A 20,537-nucleotide genomic window follows, 5' to 3' on the forward strand; every position below is an offset into this window, starting at 1 on the left:
GGATGTGCAGCCGTCACGCCGCACATCATCCTCTGAGCGGCGTCAACGTTGCTCCAGCCCGGTCGGTCTGGAACACGAACGCCGGATTGGTCGAGGGCCCGTCGGCCCCCAGCAGTTTCTGGTTGCGCTGGACCAGGATCGAGCCCGCTGCGGTCAATGCCCAGACCTGCGGCCATTGCCCGTCGGGACCGACGCCGGCGCACGTTCCAGCTGCCGGCGACCGCACGCGCCAGATCGCGCAGCGTATTGGCCGCATTGCTCTGCACCGGCGTCAGGGCGCCGCTTTGCGGCAGGTCGAACACAAAACAATCGCCAACGCCGGACGCGCCATGGCGCCCGAGCAGCCTCGTGCAATGGCCGACGCCATCGCCGAGTTTGCGCAGCACGTGTATGCGAGCCAATCAACCGCGCCGGTTTTCAACTCAACCGACATGGGCCACCCCCAAGGCCCATGTTGCTGCGCCAATTGGGCAAAGCGCCTTCAGCGCGCGGCTGTCTGTTGCCGTTCCTGGCACAGGCCTGTCGCTGCCAGGTGTTGCACCACGTATTGAGCATCGCGTGCCACCCCGGAAAACCGCCCGGAGCCCCAGGTGTGCAGCCACGGCAAGCCGAGGAAGTACAAGCCCTGCCGAGCGGTAACGCCACGGGTATGGCCGGGATAGCTGCGGCCGTTGAAGACGGGCACATCGACCCAGCTGAAATCCGGCTGGAAACCGATGCACCAGATGATGCTGGTGATGGCGTTGGCGGTGAGCTCCAGTTCGCTTCGCTCTTCTTGCGGCGCCCACAGCGGCGTGTAGGGCGTGCCGATTGGTGCATCGATCGCGTTCTCGGCAATGTACTTGTCAATGCTGGCGTTGATGCGATTGTAGACCGCGTCGGCGGCCTCCAGGTTGGCGCCCAGGTCGCAGGCAAATTTCAGCGTGGTGCCTTCCAGGCTTTCGAGCCTGCCAAACAATTGCATGCCTTCGTGGGCGAAGCGGCGCAGGTCGATATCGCGTCCGCCATCACGCCCTGTGACGTAGTGGTTGGTGTTGTCGCGCACACCTTCGCGAAGCGGGTGAGTGTCCACCCCAATGTCGTAGTAACCCATCTGCGCCAGCCAGTCGACCACGTCTTTGCCACGGTAGAAGCGCGCGCAACGCGGTGCATCGCCGACGGCCAGGTACACCTTGCGCCCGGCCAGATGCAAGTCTTCGGCGATTTGCGCACCGGACTGCCCGGAACCCACCACCAGCACGGCGCCCTCGGGCAAGGCCTGCGGGTTGCGATACTGCTCGGAGTGAATCTGCGTGATCTGCGCCGGCAACCGTTCGGCCAGGCGCGGAATGATCGGCGTGTGATAGCCGCCGCTGGCGATAATGACGTGGTCGGCGGTGAAGTCGCCCTTGGACGTATTGAGCAGGTAGCCGCCTTCAGGGCGTGCGGTCATGCGCTGTACCGCAACCCCTTCCTTGGTCGGGGCGTTGACCTTGGCGATAAAACCGTCGAGGTAATCGATGATCTGATCTTTTGTCATGAAACCATGGGGCGCATCACCCGTATATGGGTGGCCTGGAAGGGCGCACTGCCAGTTCGGCGTCACTAGGCAAAAGGCATCCCAGCGCTGGCTGCGCCAGGTGTGCGTCAGGGTATGTTTTTCCAGGACCACGTGATCAATGTCCTGTTGTTGCAGGTAGTAACTGGCCGACAGGCCGGCCTGGCCGCCGCCGACCACGATGGTGGTGTAGTGAGTCATGTTGAGGTCCTCTTGAAAAAATGAACAGCGCCGTCAGATGTCGCCGAAGCCTGAGTAATGAACCGTGCCGGTGCCCTGATGTTTGATTTCCACGACCTCGACCTGAGCGTGCGGGTCGGCGAAGTTGCGCGCCCGCATACGCAGGCCGCCCAGGCTGTCCATTGCCGAACTGCAGTAGAAACCCTTGACCTGTTTGACGCGCTCCGAGGCCGCGTTCAAACCGGTTTCCGCGCGCTGTAAAAATTCGGCCATGGGATACGTGCAACCTTCCTGGAGGTGCTCGTAGATGGTCGTTGACGGTGAATAGGTGTTGCTTTCCTGGCCATCGGGCCAGCGCAGGCGAATGTTCACGGCGGGCATGTCAGTGCTCCTTTAACAAAACGGGGTGAGCGAATTCGCGATAGCTGAATCCGGTAAAAGCGTGGCTGGCCAAGTTCCAGAACTCGACCTGTTCCTGGCCTTGAATCACTTGCAGCCGGGCGCTGTCATCGACTTCGCCGATACAGGCGCAGTGAATGCCTTGAGCGGCGAACGCAGCCTCCACGGCGGCGAGGTTTTCGCGCTCAAGCGTGAGCAGGAAGCCGTAACTGGGGAACGCTTGCAGCCAGCGCTCCATCGGCGTGTCAACCGGGATGGGCAGCGCTTCAGGGTGAACCCGCGCCCCGCAGTGGGTGGGTTCGAGCAGCATCAACAGGGTGCCTAGAATCCCGGCGTTGCTGATGTCCTTGGCCGCCAGCAGCAGGCCGGCTTCGGCCAGGCGTGGGATCACCTCGAGTTTCTCGCGCAAACGAGCGGCGGGCACGTTCTCGAAGGCTTTCCAATAGGGCGCGTTACCGTGCCACTGGCCATCCAGGTCCACCGCCATGACGATGAGTTGGCCTGGCGCGACGTGCAGGGTCGAGAGCAGATTGCGCGCCCAGCCCGTGATGGCGACTGCCAGCGCCACAGGATTGCCGGCCGCCAGGCTGGTATGACCGCCGGCCATGATCAGGCCGTAGGCCGCGCAGGCGTCACGGATACCGGCCAACAGGCTGTCGGTGGCCTGTTGGTCATGGTGCCAATAGGCATTGACCACGGCAGTGGCGCGCCCCCCCATGGCCGTGATGTCGCTGACATTGGCCATAACGGCCGACCAACCGGCGAACCACGGCGCCTGTTCGACAAACGCCGGGATCATGCCTTCGATGGCCAGCAGTTGGTACTGATCGCCGCAGCGGATAGCCGCAGTGTCATCACCGGGCAACGCGTACAGGTCGTCGCCGCTGGCGCCCTGGCTCGGCTGTGCCGCTGCCGCCTGGCCGATGGCTTGCTTGGCCAGCATGGCCGGTGAGTTGCGCAGTGCCGCGAGCAGATCGTGCAGGGTGGTCTGCGGGTCAGCCATGCCGCACCACCTTGCGTGGCGGCAGTGCCACGTTGCGAGGCATGAAGGGGTAGCAGTCCAGTTGGGCCTGCATCAGGCAGTGCGCGTGTCCGAACACATCGATTGCTTGTAAGGTTTGCCAGTGCAGGCCCAGGAAGTAGCCCTCGTTGGCCTGTTGCACGGTGGCCAGAAAGGTGTGGCAGCCCAGGTCGATCGCACGCGACACCGCCTCATTGATCAGGGCCTTGCCGATCATGCCGTGGCGTCGGTAAGCGCGCTCCACGCACAAACGTCCGCCGTACCAGACGCCCGGTTCGGTTTCATAGATGCGTACCGCGCCGACCACCCGTTCGGGCATGCCGCAGTGATGCGCCACGGCAACGATCGGAATCGCCTGAAAGTCTTTTTCGTCGCGGTCCTGAGCCAGTAATTGCTGCTCGTCGGAAAACACCGCGCGGCGTAATGTGTAGTAGTCCTGACGCTCCCATGTGGCCAGTGCGGGCTTGACCAGCAGGTCATCGGCGAGGAAGTCGGCGAACGTATCGTCGATCAGGGCAAAGGTCTGTGTTGGCATGCTGGCGGCTCCCGTTACTCGTGATGTTTCAGGGCCGAGCACGCGCCGCATTTGGCGCAGCCGGCGTTGATGTTCTCCGAGTGCAGGCCGTGCTTGCGCAGGCTGGCACCGATGCGCGGGTAGAGCCGCTGCATGAAGGCGCTGTCGGGCTTGGGGTGATGGGCCAGCGGGGTACCGTCGATGGGCACGAACGGCACAACGAACGGGTAAACGCCGGCGTGGGCGAGACGCTCGCTCATCTGCACAATTGCCTCTTCGCTGTCGCCCAGCCCAGCCAGGATGTAGGTACTCACCTGGCCGCGCCCGAACACGTTGACGGCGGCTTCGAAGGCGCTGAAATAGCGCTCCAGCGGCACTTGGGCCTTGCCCGGCATGATGCGTTGGCGCACGGCATCAGTGACCGCCTCCAGATGCATGCCCAGCGATACCACGCCACTGTCCTTGAGCCGCATGAACCAGGCATCGTCATCCGGCGGTTCGCACTGGGCCTGGATCGGCAGGTCGACAGCGGCGGTGACGGCCGCCGCCGACTCGCACAGAATGGCGGCGCCGCGATCGGATGTCAGCGGCGTGCCCGTGGTCATGACCATATGCTTGACGCCATCGAGCTCCACCGCGGCCTTGGCCACTTGCGCCAATTGCGCCGGGCGTTTGCGGGCGATGGTTTTGCCCGATGCCAGGGAATGGCCGATGGCGCAAAACTGGCAGGCCGTGGCGGCCTCGTTCATGCGAATGCAGTGCTGTAGAACGGTCGTGGCCAGCACATCCTTGCTGTGCAGGGTGGCGATTTTCCAGTAGGGCGTGCCGTCTTCGGTGTTCAGGGCGTAGAAGTTGGGGATGCCCGGCAACTGCACCTGGCCCACCTGCAGCCCTTCGCGAAAGATCAGCGCTTGAGCTCCCGACGCATCAGGTACGGCGGAGTAGGGGGAGTTTTGCGACGCATGGTTGAGCATCGGCACCATCGCGGTGTGTTCGCCCAGGGTCAGCGCCTTGTGGTCCGAAGGGCCTGCGCCGCCTTTGCGCGTGAGGCCGTCGGCACCTTGCCAGCGCACACCGTGGCATTGCAATGCGTTCAACAGCAGGCTGTCGGGCGAGGACGCAGTCAGATTATTCATGGAGCGCGTCCTCGACGCTTTCGCGCCGTTCTTGCACATGTGCGGTGACGCGCCGGTCAATCAATAGGCTGAGCAGCTCGGGGCGGCTGTAATGACCGACCGAGTCCATCATGCGTTTGCGTTTGTTGATCAGCGCGAAGTCGAGGTCGGCGATGATCGCGCCTTCGCCAGTGCACAGCGGTTCGCCAAGCAATTTCCCTTCTGGCGAGACAATGGCGGTGAAGCAGCCACCGGAAATCGGTTCGACGGCACAGCCGGTGTCGGCCATGATCTGCGCCTGTTGCTCGGGGTCCAGCCACGCGGTGGCGTTGACCACGAAACAACCGGACTCCAGCGCATGGTGGCGGATGGTGACTTCGATCTGGTCTGCGAAGATCTGCCCGACCAGTGAGCCTGGGAACATCGCAGCATGGATTTGCTCGCCGTCGGCCATCAGCGCATAACGTGCCAGCGGGTTGTAATGTTCCCAGCAGGCCAGCGCGCCGATGCGACCGACCGCACTGTCGGTGGCGCGCAACCCCGAGCCATCGCCTTGCCCCCAGACCATGCGCTCGTGGTAGGTGGGGGTGATTTTGCGGCGATGCTGGATCAGCGTGCCGTCAGCGTCGAACAGCAACTGGGCGTTATAAAGCGTGCCACCATCCCGCTCGTTGACGCCGATGCAGGCCACGATACCGGCTTCGCGGCACGCTGCGCCTATTTGCCGAGTGACATCAGAGGGCACGATGACTGCTTGCTCAAGCAGGCGCAGATGCTCCTTGCCCATGGCGAAGGGCGGTTGCACAAAAGAAAAGTAAGGGTAGTAAGGCACCACAGTTTCCGGGAACACCGCGAACTGAACGTCCTTGCGACCCAAGTCCAGGAGCGTGTCACACAGTTTGGCGACCGTGGCTTCACGGGAATACAGCACCGGACTGAACTGAACGGCTGCGGCGCGAATAGTTGGCATGTGATGGGATCCTGTCAGGGATGATCGACGTTTCAATGGCCTTGAGCGTTCGGTGTCGGCGATGGCACGGAAGGTTGCCACCGCACGCTCCTTTCAGAAGGGGGGCGTTAAGCCGTCCAGGTATCTATGATCATGGCGCCCTCACGACGCATCAGCAGGCGCAGGTCCATCACGTCCAGCGGGTTGATGGGGCGGATACCTTCGATCAGTGCTTTCTCGGTTTGGCCATACAGGGCCTGCAAGGCGAAGCGGCAGGCGTACACCTCACCGCCTTCGGCCATGAATGCCTTGATCTGGTTGTTGACGGCCAGATGCCCAGGGAAGGCTTCGGCGCCCAGGGTCGGAAAACCGCGTTGCACGCCCAGTTGTACGCCAGGCCCGTAGAGCAGGATCTTGGTTTCGAAGCCTTTGCGCAGAAGGCGCTTGGCTTGCAGCATGTTGACCAGGCCAATGGAGCCTTCAAAGGCAATGGTGTGGAATGTCAGCAAGGCTTTTTCGCCCGGTTCGGCTTTGACGTCCTCGAAGACTTTCTCCTCGTAATTGACCAGAAAGTCACCGTCCTGATAGTGGGCAATTTCTACATTTGGCATGTCTTACTCCGCAGTGCTGAATGGCTGGCATCGACGGCCGGAATCGGCGAGTCGTCGAGAGACAGAGAGCGAAGGGCGTGCCAGGTTGTGCGTAACCCACTGAGTTATTGCTTATCTAACTGATAAATATCGATATTTATTTTTTATACGATGGGAAAAGGATCAATTGAGGTTGCGCGGAACACTACTTAATTACGTAGATGTACGAATATTCGTACTGGTTTTAACGAATATTCGTAGTTTTTGGCCGCGCCTGAACGGAGGTCTGAACCGGCTTTTTCAGGGTGAACTGGGACTGTCGGTGGGTTACGAAATTCCGTATAAGTGAGGTTGGCCAAACCTGGTAATTACGGGACTTCGTAGCATGCGTGACACTGACTCCCTCGACGGCTGGACCGACCTGGCCTACCCCTCACGTCATATGGTGTTCGAGCACTGTGCCGAAGCCATTGCGTTACTCGACCCTTATAACGACCGCTTCGTGGACTTGAACATCGCGGCCTGCCAGTTGCTCAGCTACCCGCGCCAGGAGCTGCTGGAATTTCCCGTGAGCAAGCTGTTCGGCCACCAATTGGCGGACTTGATCGTGTTTACCCAGGCGGTCATGGACAAAGGGCGGGGCTGGACCGATGAACTCAGTTGCAATTGCAAGAGTGGCGAGCGGATCGAGCTGGAAATCTCCGCCACCCGCCTGCTGGTCAAGGGCGTACAGCAACTGATCCTGGTGCTGCGTGAAAAGAGTCAGCAGCGCTACCAGCGCGATCAGGCTGAAACCGAGCGCACCATGCGTGGTGGCCTTATCGAGTGGCGCAATATCCTGAACCTGTTTCAGGAGACCGAGCGTGACAAGCAACTACTGCTCAGTTCGGTGGGCGATGGTATCTACAGCATCGACAGCGATGGGCTGGCGACCTTCGTCAATCCAGCCGGTGCCCGCATGTTGGGCTGGGCGCCCGAAGAAATGATCGGCAAGAATATCCATCGTATCCATCACCATACGCATGCCGATGGCGCCCACTATCCGGTGGAGGACTGTCCGATCTACAAGGCCGTACATGACGGCATGGTGCATGAGGGCCGGCAAGAGGTGTTCTGGCGGCGCGATGGCACATCGTTTGCCGTGGAGTTCACCAGCACGCCGGTAATCAGTGACGGCCGCATCATCGGGGCGGTGGTGGTGTTTCGTGATATCACCGAGCGGCGCACCACCGAGTTGCAGTTGCAGAACGCGCTGGTTGAATTGAAGACCCTGAAGCAGCGACTCGAAGAGCAGAACGCCTACCTGCAGGAGGAAATTCATATTGAGCACAATTACCGCGATATCGTCGGGCAGAGCGAGCCGATTCTGAAGATCGTCCAGCAGATAGATGTGGTCGGCCCGACCGATGCCAACGTACTGATCCACGGTGAATCAGGCACAGGTAAAGAACTGATTGCCCGGGCCATTCACCAGGCCAGCAAGCGTCGGGATCAGCCGCTGATCCGGGTCAACTGTGCGGCGATTCCGGCAGAACTGTTTGAAAGCGAATTCTTTGGCCATTTGCGTGGCGCGTTCACCGGGGCGGTACGTGATCGTGTCGGCCGCTTCGAACTGGCCAACGGCGGCACCTTGTTTCTGGATGAGATTGGCGAGATTCCCCTGGAGTTGCAGAGCAAACTCTTGCGTGTGTTGCAGGAAGGGCAGTTCGAACGGGTCGGTGAGGAACGAACCCGCAGTGTGGATGTACGGATCATTGCCGCCACCAACCGCGATTTACGTGCGGAAGTGCAGGCCAAGCGCTTTCGCGAAGACCTGTTTTTCCGGCTCAATGTATTCCCCGTTCACTCCCCGAGCCTGCGTGAGCGTCGTGCCGATGTGCCATTGTTGGCCTCGCATTTTCTCCAGCTCATTGGTGCCCGCTTGAACATGCCCGGTCATCGCTTGAACAAGGGCGACATGGCGCGCCTGCAGGCTTACGAATGGCCAGGCAATATCCGCGAACTGCAAAACGTCATCGAGCGCGCGTTGATTACCGCGACCGGAGCGGAACTGAACATCGACCTGCCCAATACCGCGACGTCCACACAGGTGGCCGCGGTGCAGGACAATGTACGGATCATGACCGAGCAGGAGTTGCGCACACTTGAGCGGGATAATTTGAGCGCCGCAATGGCGGCCTGCGGCGGCAAGATGTTCGGCAAGGACGGTGCCGCGCAGTTGCTGGGGATCAAGCCGACGACCTTGGCATCACGCTTGAAAAAAATGGCGCTCGATTGATCCAGAAAAATGCTCCGAACCTTTCGATTGGAGTAGGTGTAGTCAGAAGCAACGCAGACGTCCCCAGTTCAGCGATTTTTTTGGTAATTCTGGGGCGCACAGCCATGCCAACGCTTGAATGCCTGAGAAAAGCTTGAGGCGTCGCTGAATCCCAACCGCTCCGCAATATCTCTCATTGATAGCGAGTGACTTTCCAGAAGTTCCTTGGCCATTGCATAGCGGACCTCCATGAGCAACGAGCGAAATGAAGTACCTTCCTCGCTGAGACGACGCTTGAAGGTTCTCTCACTGGTGTTCATCAGTTTGGCCATGGATACTTGATCCGGCGGCATACTTCCGGCAATGCTGAGATACTGACGGACAATGCCCGCTGTACCTGCCTTCACACGGCGTTTTTCCAATAGCTCGCTACATTGTTGAGCACACATCAAAGCAGTCACAGGATTGGCTTGAGGGAGCTGATGTTCGAGAAACCTCAATCCGAACGCGAGGCTATTTATGCCTGTTCCAAATCGTGGATGAGCCCCTCCGAAGCTCTCTGGACTGATTTCCAGTTTTGCATGCCTGGGAAGAGGGTTGCGCAGTGTTAATCGCTCTAGCAAGAAACCGCTTCCGGCGAGCTCTCGCATGAGTACATACGCTGCTGCCATGTCTCGCGCTACCAGAAAGCGCTTAAGCTCATCCTTCAATTCGGGCTCTCCGAAACTCAGTACACCGAGCTCCCCATCTCGGTGAAAGGAGATCAACGTGAAGGCATAAGTCAGTGGTAAAAAGCGCAGGGCCAGAGTCATCGCATCGCCTAAGGTCGCGCTGCTGATAAGACCAAATCCCCACAGACCATAGGTGGAAAAGCTGTAACGCAAACCGGCCTGGAATCCCAGCGTCTCCGGTAACAACGAAGACTGACACAAGTTGGATATCACGCGAAGCTCAGCCGAAGCGGATACCTGCACGTTAGGGTCCCTTAGCTGATTGAATGAGAGGCCTGTTCCTCTTAACAATGTGGCTGCACTCATACCTAGGTTATGTCCGATCTCGACGAGAAGTCGCACACTACCGACGTCGCGGGTGAAGTCCCAGAAGCTCATCAGGCAGGCTCTTTTTTAGATAGAGTAATGGCCTAAATACTAAAGCAATTGCCACTACGTGTCATTCCTTTAAGTGGCGTTAATACTTGTCCTGTCATTGCGGTGTCAATGCCATCCTGACAGTCTCAGGTGCGAAATGATACTGGATGCTATTAATAACAAACCAGCCTGTCCTGATGAAACATGAAACAGAAGACTGCATTAGTGAAGTTGTGTTTTGGTATTGGTGGTGATGGCGAAAACTTCTGTGGTGATAAGTTTGTTAACTAATTGGATGGCTACCAGATTATTCGTTACTAGGTGGCTATCCTCATTGCGATATACCGACGAAGTCTGCTCGGCGCCAGGTTCGTCAAGCGAAAAAGCCACGCCGCGATGAAACCAACCGGACGATGAGGCTTGCTAAAATCTCCTTGGTCATTGGCTGCCGCCCAGATCGATTCGGCAACATTCTCGGGGGTTAATTGAACACCAAGACGCTCAATGCTGCGGGCATTCATACCCTTTATCATGTCGGTTTGCACGAAGGGCGGCATGATGTCGATCACGCGAATCCCATGACGTTGCCATTCAATGTTCAACGCTTCGGTTAATCCGCGCACGGCAAATTTTGTGCTTGAGTAAGTAGCCAATGACGCCTGGCCATAGATTGCTGCGGTCGAAGATAGATTGATAACACAAGCGCCTGGGGTGCCAATTAAATACGGCAAGGACAGATAGCAACCATTAAGCAGTCCCTTGATATTGATATCGATCACCGTGTGGTGGCGTTCAAGTGGACTGGACTCAAAAGGGCCTGAAATCAAAATGCCGGCATTGTTAAGCAACACATCCAGTCGCCCCGTGCGTCGATGGAATTCACTAAGGGTTTGACTCCATTCTTCCGGGCTAGCGACGTCAAATTGCATCGAAAGCACATTCTGTGCACCTAACTCAGCTTTCAGTTCCGCAAGCGCCGCGTTATTAATATCACCCAGCCCGACAAACCAACCGCGCTCTACAAACAATCGCGCGGCTGCTCGGCCGATTCCGCTTGCAGCACCCGTAATGAGAATGCTCTGGCGCTTCTCGATAAGAGCCGCTGTCATGAATCAAGGTCCTTGTAACGAGGCACTGGCGTATGTGTTAGCAGTCTCAGCCTCCGCACGTTCACGTGTGAATGCCTCTAGCATGCGTAATGTCCGCCCCAGCATTCAGGCGAAGTTGCAGCCCATGGCTATGGAAAACCATTTTTGGCGCAGCATTGGCCAGTCCCAGTTGGGCAAGTCGTTGCGCCATCGGATGCGTACTGTTTGAGAGCTTCAGACGAAGCGATCCTGGAAGACAGCTTCTGCCGCCACCGCGGGTGTTGATCAGCGTGCGCAGCAGCGATCCGTTGTGGTGGGAGTACAGAACCAAGTCCAACTGCGGGGCTGGTAGGCCTATACCTAGATCTCCAGATAGCTCCACCATAGTGTCCCCGGATTCGGGATCGCTTACCGTTCCTTTAAAGCGCTTCGCCTCCAACGAAAATCCGATGGGAGTAACGAATTTAGGGTATCCCCAGATCTCTTTTCCCGCTGCGCACGCTGCTTGAGTGGTGACGGGCAAATCGATCACATGGAATCCAATCTGTTGTTTGTCCAAGGACTTATAAAGCGAAAGCAGTGGACAGTGCGGCGTCTGTACGCCGTTGGGAACACAGGCTATGGCTACACCGACCTCGTTGTAGGCAGAGATCGCTGTTTTCCTGTATTCGTAGAAGCCGACAACCACCAATGCTTTCCCCTTGGCGAATTGAACGGCAGTTACACCCGCATCCTTGAGGAAGGCATTTGCGATTTCGAACTCGACCTCAAACATGGCCATGAAATTGGAGTTGTCGAAATAAAGTATGGGTAAGTCAACATGACCTTCCGAGCTTTCGAACGGCGTCAAGGGGTACTGAAAGAATGGATCCTGGAGCAAGGTAGTCATGACTCAAACTCCAACAATAGGGTTATGTGGATTGAGCGGCAGAATCTGCTCCTGCCAATCCTCAATGAGCGATAAGCGATTTATCTGGTTGGTGCCTTCGAAAATCCGTGTCAGACGTATGTCCCGGAAAATCTTTTCGATCTTTTGTTCATGAAGACCACCATGATCAGCCAAGAGATCCATCGCCATTTCGACGACATGCTGCGCCCGGTCAGTAGCGTGGAACTTGCAGAGGGATGCATGCAACTGACGAGGTTTCCAGGCGCTCTTTGCCTCCTGCCAAACCAAGCTGCGTATGGCACGGGTTTCCGCCACCATCGTTGCAAGGTGCAGTTGCACGTCTTGGTAGTGAATGAGTTCTTTACCGCCAAGCTTGTACGTGCGTGCGAAGTCAACGGCGATCTCTGTGGCTGCACGCGCTAAGCCAACACCCATGGAGGCAACAGGCATTCGGGAGGCGTTGAGGGTTGCTCTGTTGAGTGCCCATCCTTTGCGCAATCCACCGATGACCCGGCTGTGGGGAACGAAGACGTCATTAAATTCAAGCTCGGCGGCGCCGGAAGCTCGCATCCCCATCTTAAGTTCGATACGTGGAACGCTGTAACCTGGGCTATCAGCATCGACGTAGAAGCACGTCCACGAGTCCATTCCTTCGCCGTCGAGCGCCGCAAACACGGTTGTACTCTTTGCAAGATCTCCGCCGCTGATGAAGCACTTTCGGCCATTGAGGAGGAAGCCGCCTTGTGTCGGCGTCGCTATTACGCCGGGGCGATAGCTTTCTGCGCCATGACCTTCCTCTGCATCTGACCCTGCACCGGGTTCGGTGATCGCAAATGCCACCAGATGCGGGTCACCGCTCAGGCAGCTGCGGTATACCGGGGCCAGGTGCCGCGTGATAGTTCCCAGGCTGCCGGAAAGAAGCAATGGCATGCAGCCGAGGTGATGCGCTGACAGCAATAACATCAGGCCGCCGCAAGCGCGGCTGAACTCCTCAACGACTAGCGCGCACTGCCAAATCGGCGGTTGAGTGACGGCCCCCCACGGCATGGTTCCGAGCGGTGCCGGCATAAAGTAGCTCAACCATCCGGCTTTTCCCGCCTCAACCAGAAGTCGTTGGACTACGGGTAGGCATTCACCGACCGGCAGGTGTGCTGCTAAATCCACTTCGCTGGCCAGGGGAGCAATATGCTGATCGGCGAAGAGGCGCGCGGAGCGACGAATCTTGGCCAGCGCCTTTGGCAGCCGAGCTGTATCGGTTTCCCACAAATCCCCACGAACGTAGTGGGTGAACGGTCGAGCGAGGGCTGAAAACTCGCCATACTGCCAGTGTGGCGAGAGTTGATGATTGGATGGCAGATGCCCATCAAGGTGCATATTCAGGGACATGGTTACTTCTCCATCCATGCAGCAAGGAATAAAGGGATCTCTCTCGTGCCACCGCTTTGCAACTTAAGCATGTTCAGATCGCGGACAATCTTTTCTGCCCCACACTCGCGCATGTATCCAATGCCTCCGTGCACCTGTACGACATGGTTGGCTGCCTGGCAGAGGCTTTCATGCAGCCTCGCTCGCATGGACAACACCACGCCTAAATCCAGCTCATCGAGCGGGCGCGTCAACATGCTGAGCACTGCTTCTGCGTGCTGGAGCGTCATCTCCACCTCACCGAGCATGAACTGTACGGCTGGGTGGTGATCGATACGCTTGCTTCCTTGCTTGCGAATGGCGGCATACTCGACGGCGAGGGTTTGCCCTCGCTCCAAAGCCCCCACCGCAATTGCCATCAATCCAATGCATTCAGCCTTAAGTAGGCGCTCATATATGTTTCGGGATCCTGCTGCATCAAGACTGCGGGTTTGCGCATACGCGCCCCCCTGCACGAGGTAACTCGATAACTCGTCGAAACCATGTTGAGCCTCACATCGAGTGACAACCGCCTCAGCGCTGGTACTCAGGCGCCAGACGATTTGTCCGTCACACCACTCGGGCCAAATCAGAGATTGCCAACCCTCTGCCGCGACAATAGGGCTGACATGTCGCTGCCGACACAACCAGTCACTGAGTGTGTTTTGGTCTTCCGGCGGCATTACCGAACCCTTGATCCAACGCGCCAGGCTGTAGCGACCAAGGCCGTAGTGTCCGACGATAGATAGTGTGGAGGCGAGGAGATGCTCTTGGTTGAGCGTGAAACCGAGCTGTTTTGCTAAGCCATGGGCCAAGCCACTGCGATGCCAGGAGAAGGCAATGCCAGGGTTGGCGCGGCCCAGATGCCTGAGCCCCCCTATGTTGAAGAACATGGTTTCGGCGGTATCGGTGTGATCCCAGATCCCAAATCCATCCTCACTGGTGGACAGGGAAATAATGCCAAGTTCGACAGCTTCTTTTGTCAGCGTCTCAAGGCACTGGGTGGAGACGGGATGTTCGGGTCGCTCCGCTGAGACCCAAACACGTTCTTTTGCGAAACGACCTACTTCATCAAGCAGAGGCAAAATATCTTCGGTGTTCATGGCTATGACATCACCACCCGCGAATTATTGTTATGGGCTGAGCGCCAGTCCGATCCTTAGGCAATCTGGATCGAATACGGCCGCTTTCAAACGTCGAACCGCCTGGTAGATAGGGCGGCCTCGGATGGGATAGAGGATAGGAACAATGGGGGGCTTTAAGGAATTATCAGGGGGGACATTTGCTTTAGAATTTAGGCCAAATTCAAGGCCTGAAGAGCAAGTCTGGATGAACGTGTAGGAGTGGGCTTGCCATACGCAAACGATTCCGATGCGGCAAGCATTGGTGCTGTCCTCGTTGTCTGGCCCGTTGTCAGCGCTCGGCCCGGCTCGCAACGAGTCAGCTTCTGCCAGCGTTCGGATATAGAGCAATGGTCAACATGGAAGCACGCAGCATGATGTGACCGTAACCGGTGTCACTGAATGAATGCAGGCCTCATCGAGGGGCAGGTTTGCCGTAGACCAGCACAGCCCCCCGATGGCCTGTTGTCATTTCATATCTCTGGCCTGCACCCACAGTACGGCGTCTTGCGACAGGGGTTTGCCTTTATAGGTTTTTGTTGTGCCGATGTTGAGCGCCGCAATGCCCCACCAGCCGGCACGGGGCAGGCCGATGGTGACGATACCTTGGGCATCCGAATACGTGCTCATGGATTTGAAGGAGGCTTGGGGGGGCGTGACATAGTCCTTCTGGCCGAAGGCGTTGTATTTGATGTCGACGGAATGGTTGAGGTATTCGATTTCGACCTCAGCGAACGGAACGGGTTTGCCGTTGGCAAGCACTACGGCGCGGAACACGCCGCCTGTCCAGTTGGCATAGGGTTTGTTCAGGGGTTGGATTTCCACCGGCGCGCCTTGCGGTTCCGACCAGTTGCCGGGTACGCCACCCACATTGACGATCAGCTTGGTGAACTGCTGGATGTAGACGTCTTCCTCAGTTTCCAGGTAGGGCTCGGGTTCGAGTACGAAGACATGGTCACCTAGCGAGCGCACCAATTCCCGCGGGATCGACGCACGATAAGCGGTCGCCTGGTTATCCCGACTCTGCCACTGCACAGGCCGCAGATATTTGCGCAGGTCGATTTTTTCCCCGCCATGGGAGCTGACGTGGTTGAAGGCGAGGGGTTGCCCCATGACCATCGTCGGCCCGGCGGAGAACGGGTGGGTGAACACCATCGCGAATTCCAGGTTGTCCGCGCGCGGCAGCGCTGTTTCTTCCACATACAGCAGTTGGAAATGGGCCTGTGCGGCGCACGCCATGCAACCGAAGGTCACGGCGGCAAGGGCTTGAAGCAGTCGTCGTTTGATCGCCATGGTCATTTTCACTTTGTAATGTCGGAGGATTGGATCGTGGCGCCATGGTTCTCTCCGCCGAGGAACACGACGGAGTAGGCGCCAGCCGGGGCCCGGAACGTAAAGCTGTTGTCTTTGTCGACAGTGCCTTCGAGCAACACCTTGTTGCTGGTGTCCTGGACATGGATTTTTCGACCCGCGGCGGAACTGCCGTCGGTGTAACCCGCCTCACACTTCACCCAGTCATCGTTCTCGATATAGCAGTCGAAAACGGGGCCGTGGGCCGAGGCGGCCTGGCAGAACAGCAGTGCAGTTGCCAGCAGTATCGGGTGGACTAGATCTAGCGATTTCATCTGGTTTCAGTCTCCATGGTCGAAGTCGATCACTGGGGCGTTGCTGCTTGAACGCCAGCCTCAGGGGAACCGGCCGGCGCGAAGGCCGCCAGCAAGGCGTCCAGGTTGAAACTCAGCAGCGCCTCGTAGTTAGCGTTGTTGGCGAGCAGGCCAGGGTTGCCGATATCCAGGATCAGCAGGCGTGCGCCCCCTTCCTCTATGGCCTGTGCAGTCTTGGCGTCAGGCGCCCACTTATGGACCACCACGCGGATATCACGCTCGCGCAGGTAGCGGGTCAGGGCGGCGCGGTCGGCGTCAGTCCAGTCGATGTCCTGACGCACAAACCAACCGTCCACATACACGCCGAACTCGCCGAACAGGTAGATCGGCTCGCTGGCCAGCGACAGCACGCGCAGGTCCGGCACCTTCAGCAGCCGATCACCGTAGTCGGCCTTCAGTTGGCGCAGTCGGCCGTCGAGTGCGGCGAGGTTGCGCTCGATCCGGGGCGCGTCGGCCGGGGACAGGCGTGCCAGGTCGGCCGCGATCAGTGCCGACATACGCATGGCATTGACCGGGCCAAGCCAGGCGTAGGGCGACAGGCCGCCTTCGCCGTTGCGGGCGCCAGCCCAGGGAACATCGTTCGAGGGTTCGCGGGTCACGGCTACGCCGGGCTTGAAGCTGTCCCATGAGTGCGACGCATCGATCTCGACGATCCGCAGGTTGTGGCGCCGGGCCGTCGCATACAGCGGGTCTGCGCGCCACAGGCTGCTCACGGTGACCACGGCGGCGGCTTTCTGGAACACGGCCGGCTCCAGGCGTGACAGAGCGTTGGCCTGGCTTTCCATGGGCACTTCGGCGTCCAGCGGCACACGGACTACCTCTATGTGGGTGCCTTCGCCGAGTGCCGAGGTGAGCGCATACAGCGCCGGCAGGGCGACCAGAACTTGTTGCTGTCCTGCATCCGCAAACGCTGACGGCGTGCCGCCCAGCAGCAGTACCAGCAGGGCTAGCCAGGGGGACATGGATGGGGTGAACCGTGTCATACGCTGGCCCCTCTGAACTGCGGCGCGGTGCCGCGGATGAGGGTGGTTAACGCAAACACCAAGGCCGCGACGATCACGATGGCGCCGCCCGTGGGGACTGGAATATGGAACTGCATCGGTGCCAGGATGCCGACCACACAGGAAAAGGCCGCGATCACGACCGCCCACGCGACCAGGCCCGAGAGTGAGCGGCTGATGTTGCGGGCCGCGGCTGCCGGTATCAGCAACAAGGCCTCGACCAGAACGGCGCCGATGATTTTCAAGCAGGCGACCGTTACCAGGGTGACCAGCACCACGAACAGGTACTCGACGCTGCGCACCTTCACACCGCGCGCATGGGCCAGGCTCGGGTTGAGGCTGGAGAGCAACATGCCGTTGTACAGGGGTAGCCCGATCAGCGTGCAAATCACCGTCACGCCCAGCAGTACGTTCATGTCGGTGTGGTCGACGGCCAGGATCGAGCCGAACAGCACACCTTCCATCACGTGCGTGTTGATTTTCGCTGACACGAACAGCAGCAATGAAGCCCCGACCGCCAGCGAGATGGAGAGGAACACGCCGATCAGCGTGTCATTGGCCAGAGTGGTGCGGTGCTGGGTGTATTTGAGGGTCAGGGCGAACAGCAGACAGAAGCCGAACATCGAAAAGTACGGCGAGGTATAGGACTCGCCGAGCAGCACGCCAATGGCCACGCCGGTCATTGCAGCATTGCCCACGGACTGGCTGAAGAACGCCATCCGCTTGATCATCACCATTGAGCCCAGCACGCCCAGCAACGGCCCGATCAGCACTGAGCACATCAGCGCATTGATCACGAACTCGTATTCGAACGGTTGCGGTAACACATGGCTCGCGGCGAGCGCCTGGAGGTGGTCGCGAATGAAGTCGTACAAGGCATTCATCGAATGGCCTCCACTCGGCTGTCGAGCTGATCGGCGGGGCCGTGAAACAGCACCCGCTGGTTGATAACGGTCACTGACTGCGCGATACGCTTGACCTGTTCGAGGTCGTGGTTGATCCACAGGATGGTCACCCCACGGCTGTTCAGCTCGGCCACCAGCGCCTCCACCAGGCGCACACCGGCCTCGTCGATCCCTGCGGTCGGTTCATCGAGGATCAGCAGCGAAGGCATCGGGCTGATCGCCTGGGCCAGCAGCACGCGCTGACGCTGGCCGCCGGACAGGCTGCCAAAGGGTTTTTTACCCATCCCCGCCATGCCGGTACGCGCCAGGGCTTCGGCATTGGCCGCCTTGGCGGCGCGGCTTGCGCCCAGAAATGCGGGCCGGCGTTGACCCAGCAAGGCCATGAGATCGTTGACCGTCATCGGCACGTTGCGGTCGAAGTCCGGCAATTGCGGGACATACCCTATGGGCGTGGTGAATTCACCTTCGAAGCGGATCGTCCCCGAATGCGGCATCTGGCCCAGCAGCGCGCGCACCAGTGAGGTTTTGCCGCCGCCGTTGGGGCCGACCAGGCAGTGCAAGGCGCCGGCTTCTATGTGCACGTTCACCTGATCGAGTACCTGCGTACCTCCCAGCCGCAGGGAGACGTTGTCGAACACAATGGCGGGGCCGCGCATCGCGTGTTCCTCCTTTAGCGCATTCATTGCTGGGTGTACTCAACGGCTTGTGCCAGGGTTTTGAGGTTCTCGCGCATCGCCACCTCGAACTCGTCGGCGCTGTAGGTATCGCCGGTGATATGGGACAGGGCGAACACCTTCACGCCGGTGGCGGCTTCGATGGGTTTGGCCAGGTCGAGGGAGAAGTTTTTCTCGGCGAACAGCACTTTGACGTTGGCCTTCCTGATCGCCTCGATGGTGTTGGCCAGTTGGCGTGCCGTCGGGGCGACGCCGTGGCGCGGCTCGATCACAGCGCTTACGAACAGGCCGAACTCCTGCATCATGTAGTCGTAGCCCGCATGGGTCGTCGCACAGCGGAACGAAGACAGGTCCAGCGCGGCGAAGCGCGTCATGAAGCCTGCGCGTAGCTCGCGGATACGGCCGGCATACGCCAGGGCGTTTTTTCGATACGCAGCAGCGTTGTCCGGGTCCAGCTCTCCCAGCCGGCGAGCGATCTCGAACACCTGCTGGATCGCCGCCGTGGTGGACACGAAGGTGTGCGGGTTGACCACCTTGACCCCTTCCTGGTCGCCACCGATGGGAATCAGCGCCACCGTGGCATTCGCCTGGATAATCGGCAGTGTTTGCGTGCGGCCGGCGGCCTTGATGATCTGGAAGGCCCATTCATCGTGGCCGATGCCGTTGACCACCAGCACATCGATATTCATCGCGCGGGTGATGTCATCGGGCTGCGGCTGGTAGTTGTGCGGGTTGGCCTCTGCCGGGATCAGCGCAATGACCTCTGCCCGATCACCCACGATATTGGCCACGAAGCTGTAGTAGGGATGCAGGGTGATGCCGATCCTGAGTTTCTTTGCCGAGGCGAAGGCCGGGCCGGCGAGCGTGATGGCGAATATCAGCACCAACAGCGCGATACAACGGTGCCACAAGGCGCGTTGTTTCATAGAAACAGTCATTGCTGGGTTCCTTTTACGCGTTCGATTTCGCTGGCGCCGTCGTAAGGGATGACTTGGCGCCAACCCTCGCCGACCAGGGATTCGGGCTTGACGATGGCGGGGTAGGGCGCGTTCGGGTCTCGGTGGACCCAAATCGTCGCTTGGTTGGCCCACATCACCCCGGCATGGGCGTGACCGATGATCAGCAAATAGGCGCTCTGGCCCGGTGCATGGCCGCCAGAGCCGTAGTACACCGTTGCACCTTGCCCCAGGGTGGCCTGGGACACGGCGTTGACGGTCTGGTCCGCCGCAGTGGCATCGTCGTCGCCACCCTTATGAGCCAGGTGGGAGCCAGGCAGGATCAATTGCCAGTGCACCTCGCCATTGGCTTTCCAGAAGGCATCCCGGTAGAAGGGCGGCAGCAACAGCTCCTGCGCACGCTCTAGGGTGATCCAGCCGCCGGTATCGTTGTTGGTCCAGATGATTTCTTCACCGGCCGGTAACAACGCGCTGTGGATGGCCTGATCGACCGCGCCCAAGCCATCGAAGGAACGCACCTGCCAGCTCAACGGGGTCGGCGGGCCAACTCTTTCGGGGCGCAGCAGCACATAACCGGCCACGCCGGCGATGACGGTCAGAGTCGCCAGCATCAACGCCAGCGACTCCCATCCGCTGGAGCGTGGGCGCACCCGCGTGACGGCAATGGTCGGGCGCGCCATCAGAGAAACGCGATCCAGCGGCCCAGAAAGACCACGCCCGCCCACAACAGCAACGAGCTGAAGCCGGCGATACGCGCCTGACGGGGAGGCGGCAGCGTCGTGTCCCATTCGGCAATCCGGCGAAAGGCGCCCAGGTGGAAAATCGCCATGTTGATCCCGGCCAGCATCAACAGGCCCATCTTGAAAAGGAACGCGGTGTTCTGCACATAGGTCGTGCCATTGGCGCAGAACATCAGCAGGCCAGTGATGACACAGGTCACGAACGCGACCCAGGTGTACGGCAGCAAATCCTGGGTCAGCTTCAGCGCGCCGCGCCGGTGGGCGGCCACGCCCAGCAGACGCAGGTCGACCACCGCGATGCTGCCGTAGACGATGGCGATGCCGATCACATGTACCGACTCCAGCATCGGAAATGCCGAGCCTGACTCGCGAATGAACGTTGCGACTGGAGTGTCCTGGACGGCTTGCAGCAGAGGTTGAATATTCATGGCGAATACCTGAGAAC

General features: G+C 59.3%; 21 protein-coding genes. 1 reads left to right on the forward strand and 20 read right to left on the reverse strand.

The annotated features are described in order from the left end of the window. Nucleotides 1-481 precede the first annotated feature (481 nt). The 7 genes from ACP7E3_RS12835 to ACP7E3_RS12865 form a co-directional block, all read right to left on the reverse strand. Nucleotides 482-1,738, reverse strand: a complete 1,257-nt coding sequence (locus ACP7E3_RS12835) for an MSMEG_0569 family flavin-dependent oxidoreductase (RefSeq protein ID WP_046383291.1) — start codon at nt 1,736-1,738, stop codon at nt 482-484. Nucleotides 1,739-1,771: 33 nt separating this feature from the next. Continuing rightward, the gene (locus ACP7E3_RS12840) at nt 1,772-2,098 is read right to left on the reverse strand and encodes an MSMEG_0570 family nitrogen starvation response protein (RefSeq protein ID WP_046383292.1); all 327 of its coding nucleotides are present in this window, start codon (nt 2,096-2,098) and stop codon (nt 1,772-1,774) included. A gap of 1 nt (nt 2,099) precedes the next feature. After that, a complete protein-coding gene (locus tag ACP7E3_RS12845) occupies nt 2,100-3,119 on the reverse strand; it encodes a sll0787 family AIR synthase-like protein (RefSeq protein WP_426123266.1) in 1,020 nt (339 codons plus the stop codon). After that, complete coding sequence (locus ACP7E3_RS12850) at nt 3,112-3,672, reverse strand: MSMEG_0567/Sll0786 family nitrogen starvation N-acetyltransferase (RefSeq protein ID WP_046383294.1); 561 nt, start codon at nt 3,670-3,672, stop codon at nt 3,112-3,114. Before ACP7E3_RS12850 ends, ACP7E3_RS12845 begins: the two co-directional genes overlap by 8 nt. Before the next feature lie 14 nt (nt 3,673-3,686). Next, entirely contained in the window at nt 3,687-4,787 is a 1,101-nt protein-coding gene (locus ACP7E3_RS12855) for an MSMEG_0568 family radical SAM protein (RefSeq protein ID WP_046383295.1), read from the reverse strand. Continuing rightward, entirely contained in the window at nt 4,780-5,736 is a 957-nt protein-coding gene (locus ACP7E3_RS12860) for a Nit6803 family nitrilase (protein WP_046383296.1), read from the reverse strand. The genes ACP7E3_RS12855 and ACP7E3_RS12860 overlap by 8 nt, the downstream gene beginning before the upstream one ends. A gap of 107 nt (nt 5,737-5,843) precedes the next feature. After that, a complete protein-coding gene (locus tag ACP7E3_RS12865; protein ID WP_039012830.1) occupies nt 5,844-6,326 on the reverse strand; it encodes an MSMEG_0572/Sll0783 family nitrogen starvation response protein in 483 nt (160 codons plus the stop codon). A 364-nt stretch (nt 6,327-6,690) separates the two neighbouring features. Here ACP7E3_RS12865 and ACP7E3_RS12870 point away from each other — a divergent pair, with 364 nt between their 5' ends. Next, nucleotides 6,691-8,583 carry a sigma 54-interacting transcriptional regulator gene (locus ACP7E3_RS12870; protein WP_046383297.1) on the forward strand — a complete coding sequence of 631 codons (1,893 nt, stop codon included), beginning with the start codon at nt 6,691-6,693 and terminating at the stop codon, nt 8,581-8,583. Nucleotides 8,584-8,651: 68 nt separating this feature from the next. Here ACP7E3_RS12870 and ACP7E3_RS12875 read toward each other — a convergent pair whose 3' ends face one another. The 13 genes from ACP7E3_RS12875 to ACP7E3_RS12935 form a co-directional block, all read right to left on the reverse strand. Next, nucleotides 8,652-9,671 carry an AraC family transcriptional regulator gene (locus ACP7E3_RS12875; protein ID WP_108524032.1) on the reverse strand — a complete coding sequence of 340 codons (1,020 nt, stop codon included), beginning with the start codon at nt 9,669-9,671 and terminating at the stop codon, nt 8,652-8,654. A gap of 296 nt (nt 9,672-9,967) precedes the next feature. Further along, nucleotides 9,968-10,759, reverse strand: a complete 792-nt coding sequence (locus ACP7E3_RS12880) for an SDR family oxidoreductase (protein ID WP_426123270.1) — start codon at nt 10,757-10,759, stop codon at nt 9,968-9,970. Nucleotides 10,760-10,820: 61 nt separating this feature from the next. Further along, nucleotides 10,821-11,627 carry an acetoacetate decarboxylase family protein gene (locus ACP7E3_RS12885; protein WP_046383300.1) on the reverse strand — a complete coding sequence of 269 codons (807 nt, stop codon included), beginning with the start codon at nt 11,625-11,627 and terminating at the stop codon, nt 10,821-10,823. A gap of 3 nt (nt 11,628-11,630) precedes the next feature. Continuing rightward, nucleotides 11,631-13,013 carry an acyl-CoA dehydrogenase family protein gene (locus ACP7E3_RS12890; RefSeq protein ID WP_108524033.1) on the reverse strand — a complete coding sequence of 461 codons (1,383 nt, stop codon included), beginning with the start codon at nt 13,011-13,013 and terminating at the stop codon, nt 11,631-11,633. Nucleotides 13,014-13,015: 2 nt separating this feature from the next. Next, nucleotides 13,016-14,134, reverse strand: coding sequence for an acyl-CoA dehydrogenase family protein (locus ACP7E3_RS12895; protein WP_108524034.1), 1,119 nt, complete (start codon nt 14,132-14,134; stop codon nt 13,016-13,018). A gap of 486 nt (nt 14,135-14,620) precedes the next feature. After that, nucleotides 14,621-15,445 (reverse strand): DUF4198 domain-containing protein, encoded by an 825-nt coding sequence (locus tag ACP7E3_RS12900; protein WP_046385269.1) that lies wholly within the window; start codon nt 15,443-15,445, stop codon nt 14,621-14,623. Between the two features lie 8 nt (nt 15,446-15,453). Next, entirely contained in the window at nt 15,454-15,777 is a 324-nt protein-coding gene (locus ACP7E3_RS12905) for a hypothetical protein (protein ID WP_046383303.1), read from the reverse strand. Between the two features lie 29 nt (nt 15,778-15,806). Then, nucleotides 15,807-16,778 (reverse strand): metal ABC transporter solute-binding protein, Zn/Mn family, encoded by a 972-nt coding sequence (locus tag ACP7E3_RS12910; protein WP_236255114.1) that lies wholly within the window; start codon nt 16,776-16,778, stop codon nt 15,807-15,809. A 17-nt stretch (nt 16,779-16,795) separates the two neighbouring features. Continuing rightward, nucleotides 16,796-17,701: a metal ABC transporter permease gene (locus ACP7E3_RS12915; protein WP_046383304.1), complete on the reverse strand. Its 906-nt coding sequence runs from the start codon at nt 17,699-17,701 to the stop codon at nt 16,796-16,798. Beyond that, nucleotides 17,698-18,378 carry a metal ABC transporter ATP-binding protein gene (locus tag ACP7E3_RS12920; RefSeq protein ID WP_052735786.1) on the reverse strand — a complete coding sequence of 227 codons (681 nt, stop codon included), beginning with the start codon at nt 18,376-18,378 and terminating at the stop codon, nt 17,698-17,700. The genes ACP7E3_RS12915 and ACP7E3_RS12920 overlap by 4 nt, the downstream gene beginning before the upstream one ends. A gap of 23 nt (nt 18,379-18,401) precedes the next feature. Continuing rightward, nucleotides 18,402-19,334 carry a metal ABC transporter solute-binding protein, Zn/Mn family gene (locus ACP7E3_RS12925; protein ID WP_046383306.1) on the reverse strand — a complete coding sequence of 311 codons (933 nt, stop codon included), beginning with the start codon at nt 19,332-19,334 and terminating at the stop codon, nt 18,402-18,404. After that, nucleotides 19,331-20,032, reverse strand: a complete 702-nt coding sequence (locus ACP7E3_RS12930; protein ID WP_108524036.1) for a DUF6162 family protein — start codon at nt 20,030-20,032, stop codon at nt 19,331-19,333. The genes ACP7E3_RS12925 and ACP7E3_RS12930 overlap by 4 nt, the downstream gene beginning before the upstream one ends. Further along, nucleotides 20,032-20,520: a DUF6644 family protein gene (locus ACP7E3_RS12935; protein WP_108524037.1), complete on the reverse strand. Its 489-nt coding sequence runs from the start codon at nt 20,518-20,520 to the stop codon at nt 20,032-20,034. The genes ACP7E3_RS12930 and ACP7E3_RS12935 overlap by 1 nt, the downstream gene beginning before the upstream one ends. Between the last annotated feature and the right edge of the window lie 17 nt (nt 20,521-20,537).

The organism is Pseudomonas sp. PSPC2-3 (genome assembly GCF_049898265.1).
GTDB lineage: Bacteria > Pseudomonadota > Gammaproteobacteria > Pseudomonadales > Pseudomonadaceae > Aquipseudomonas > Aquipseudomonas veronii.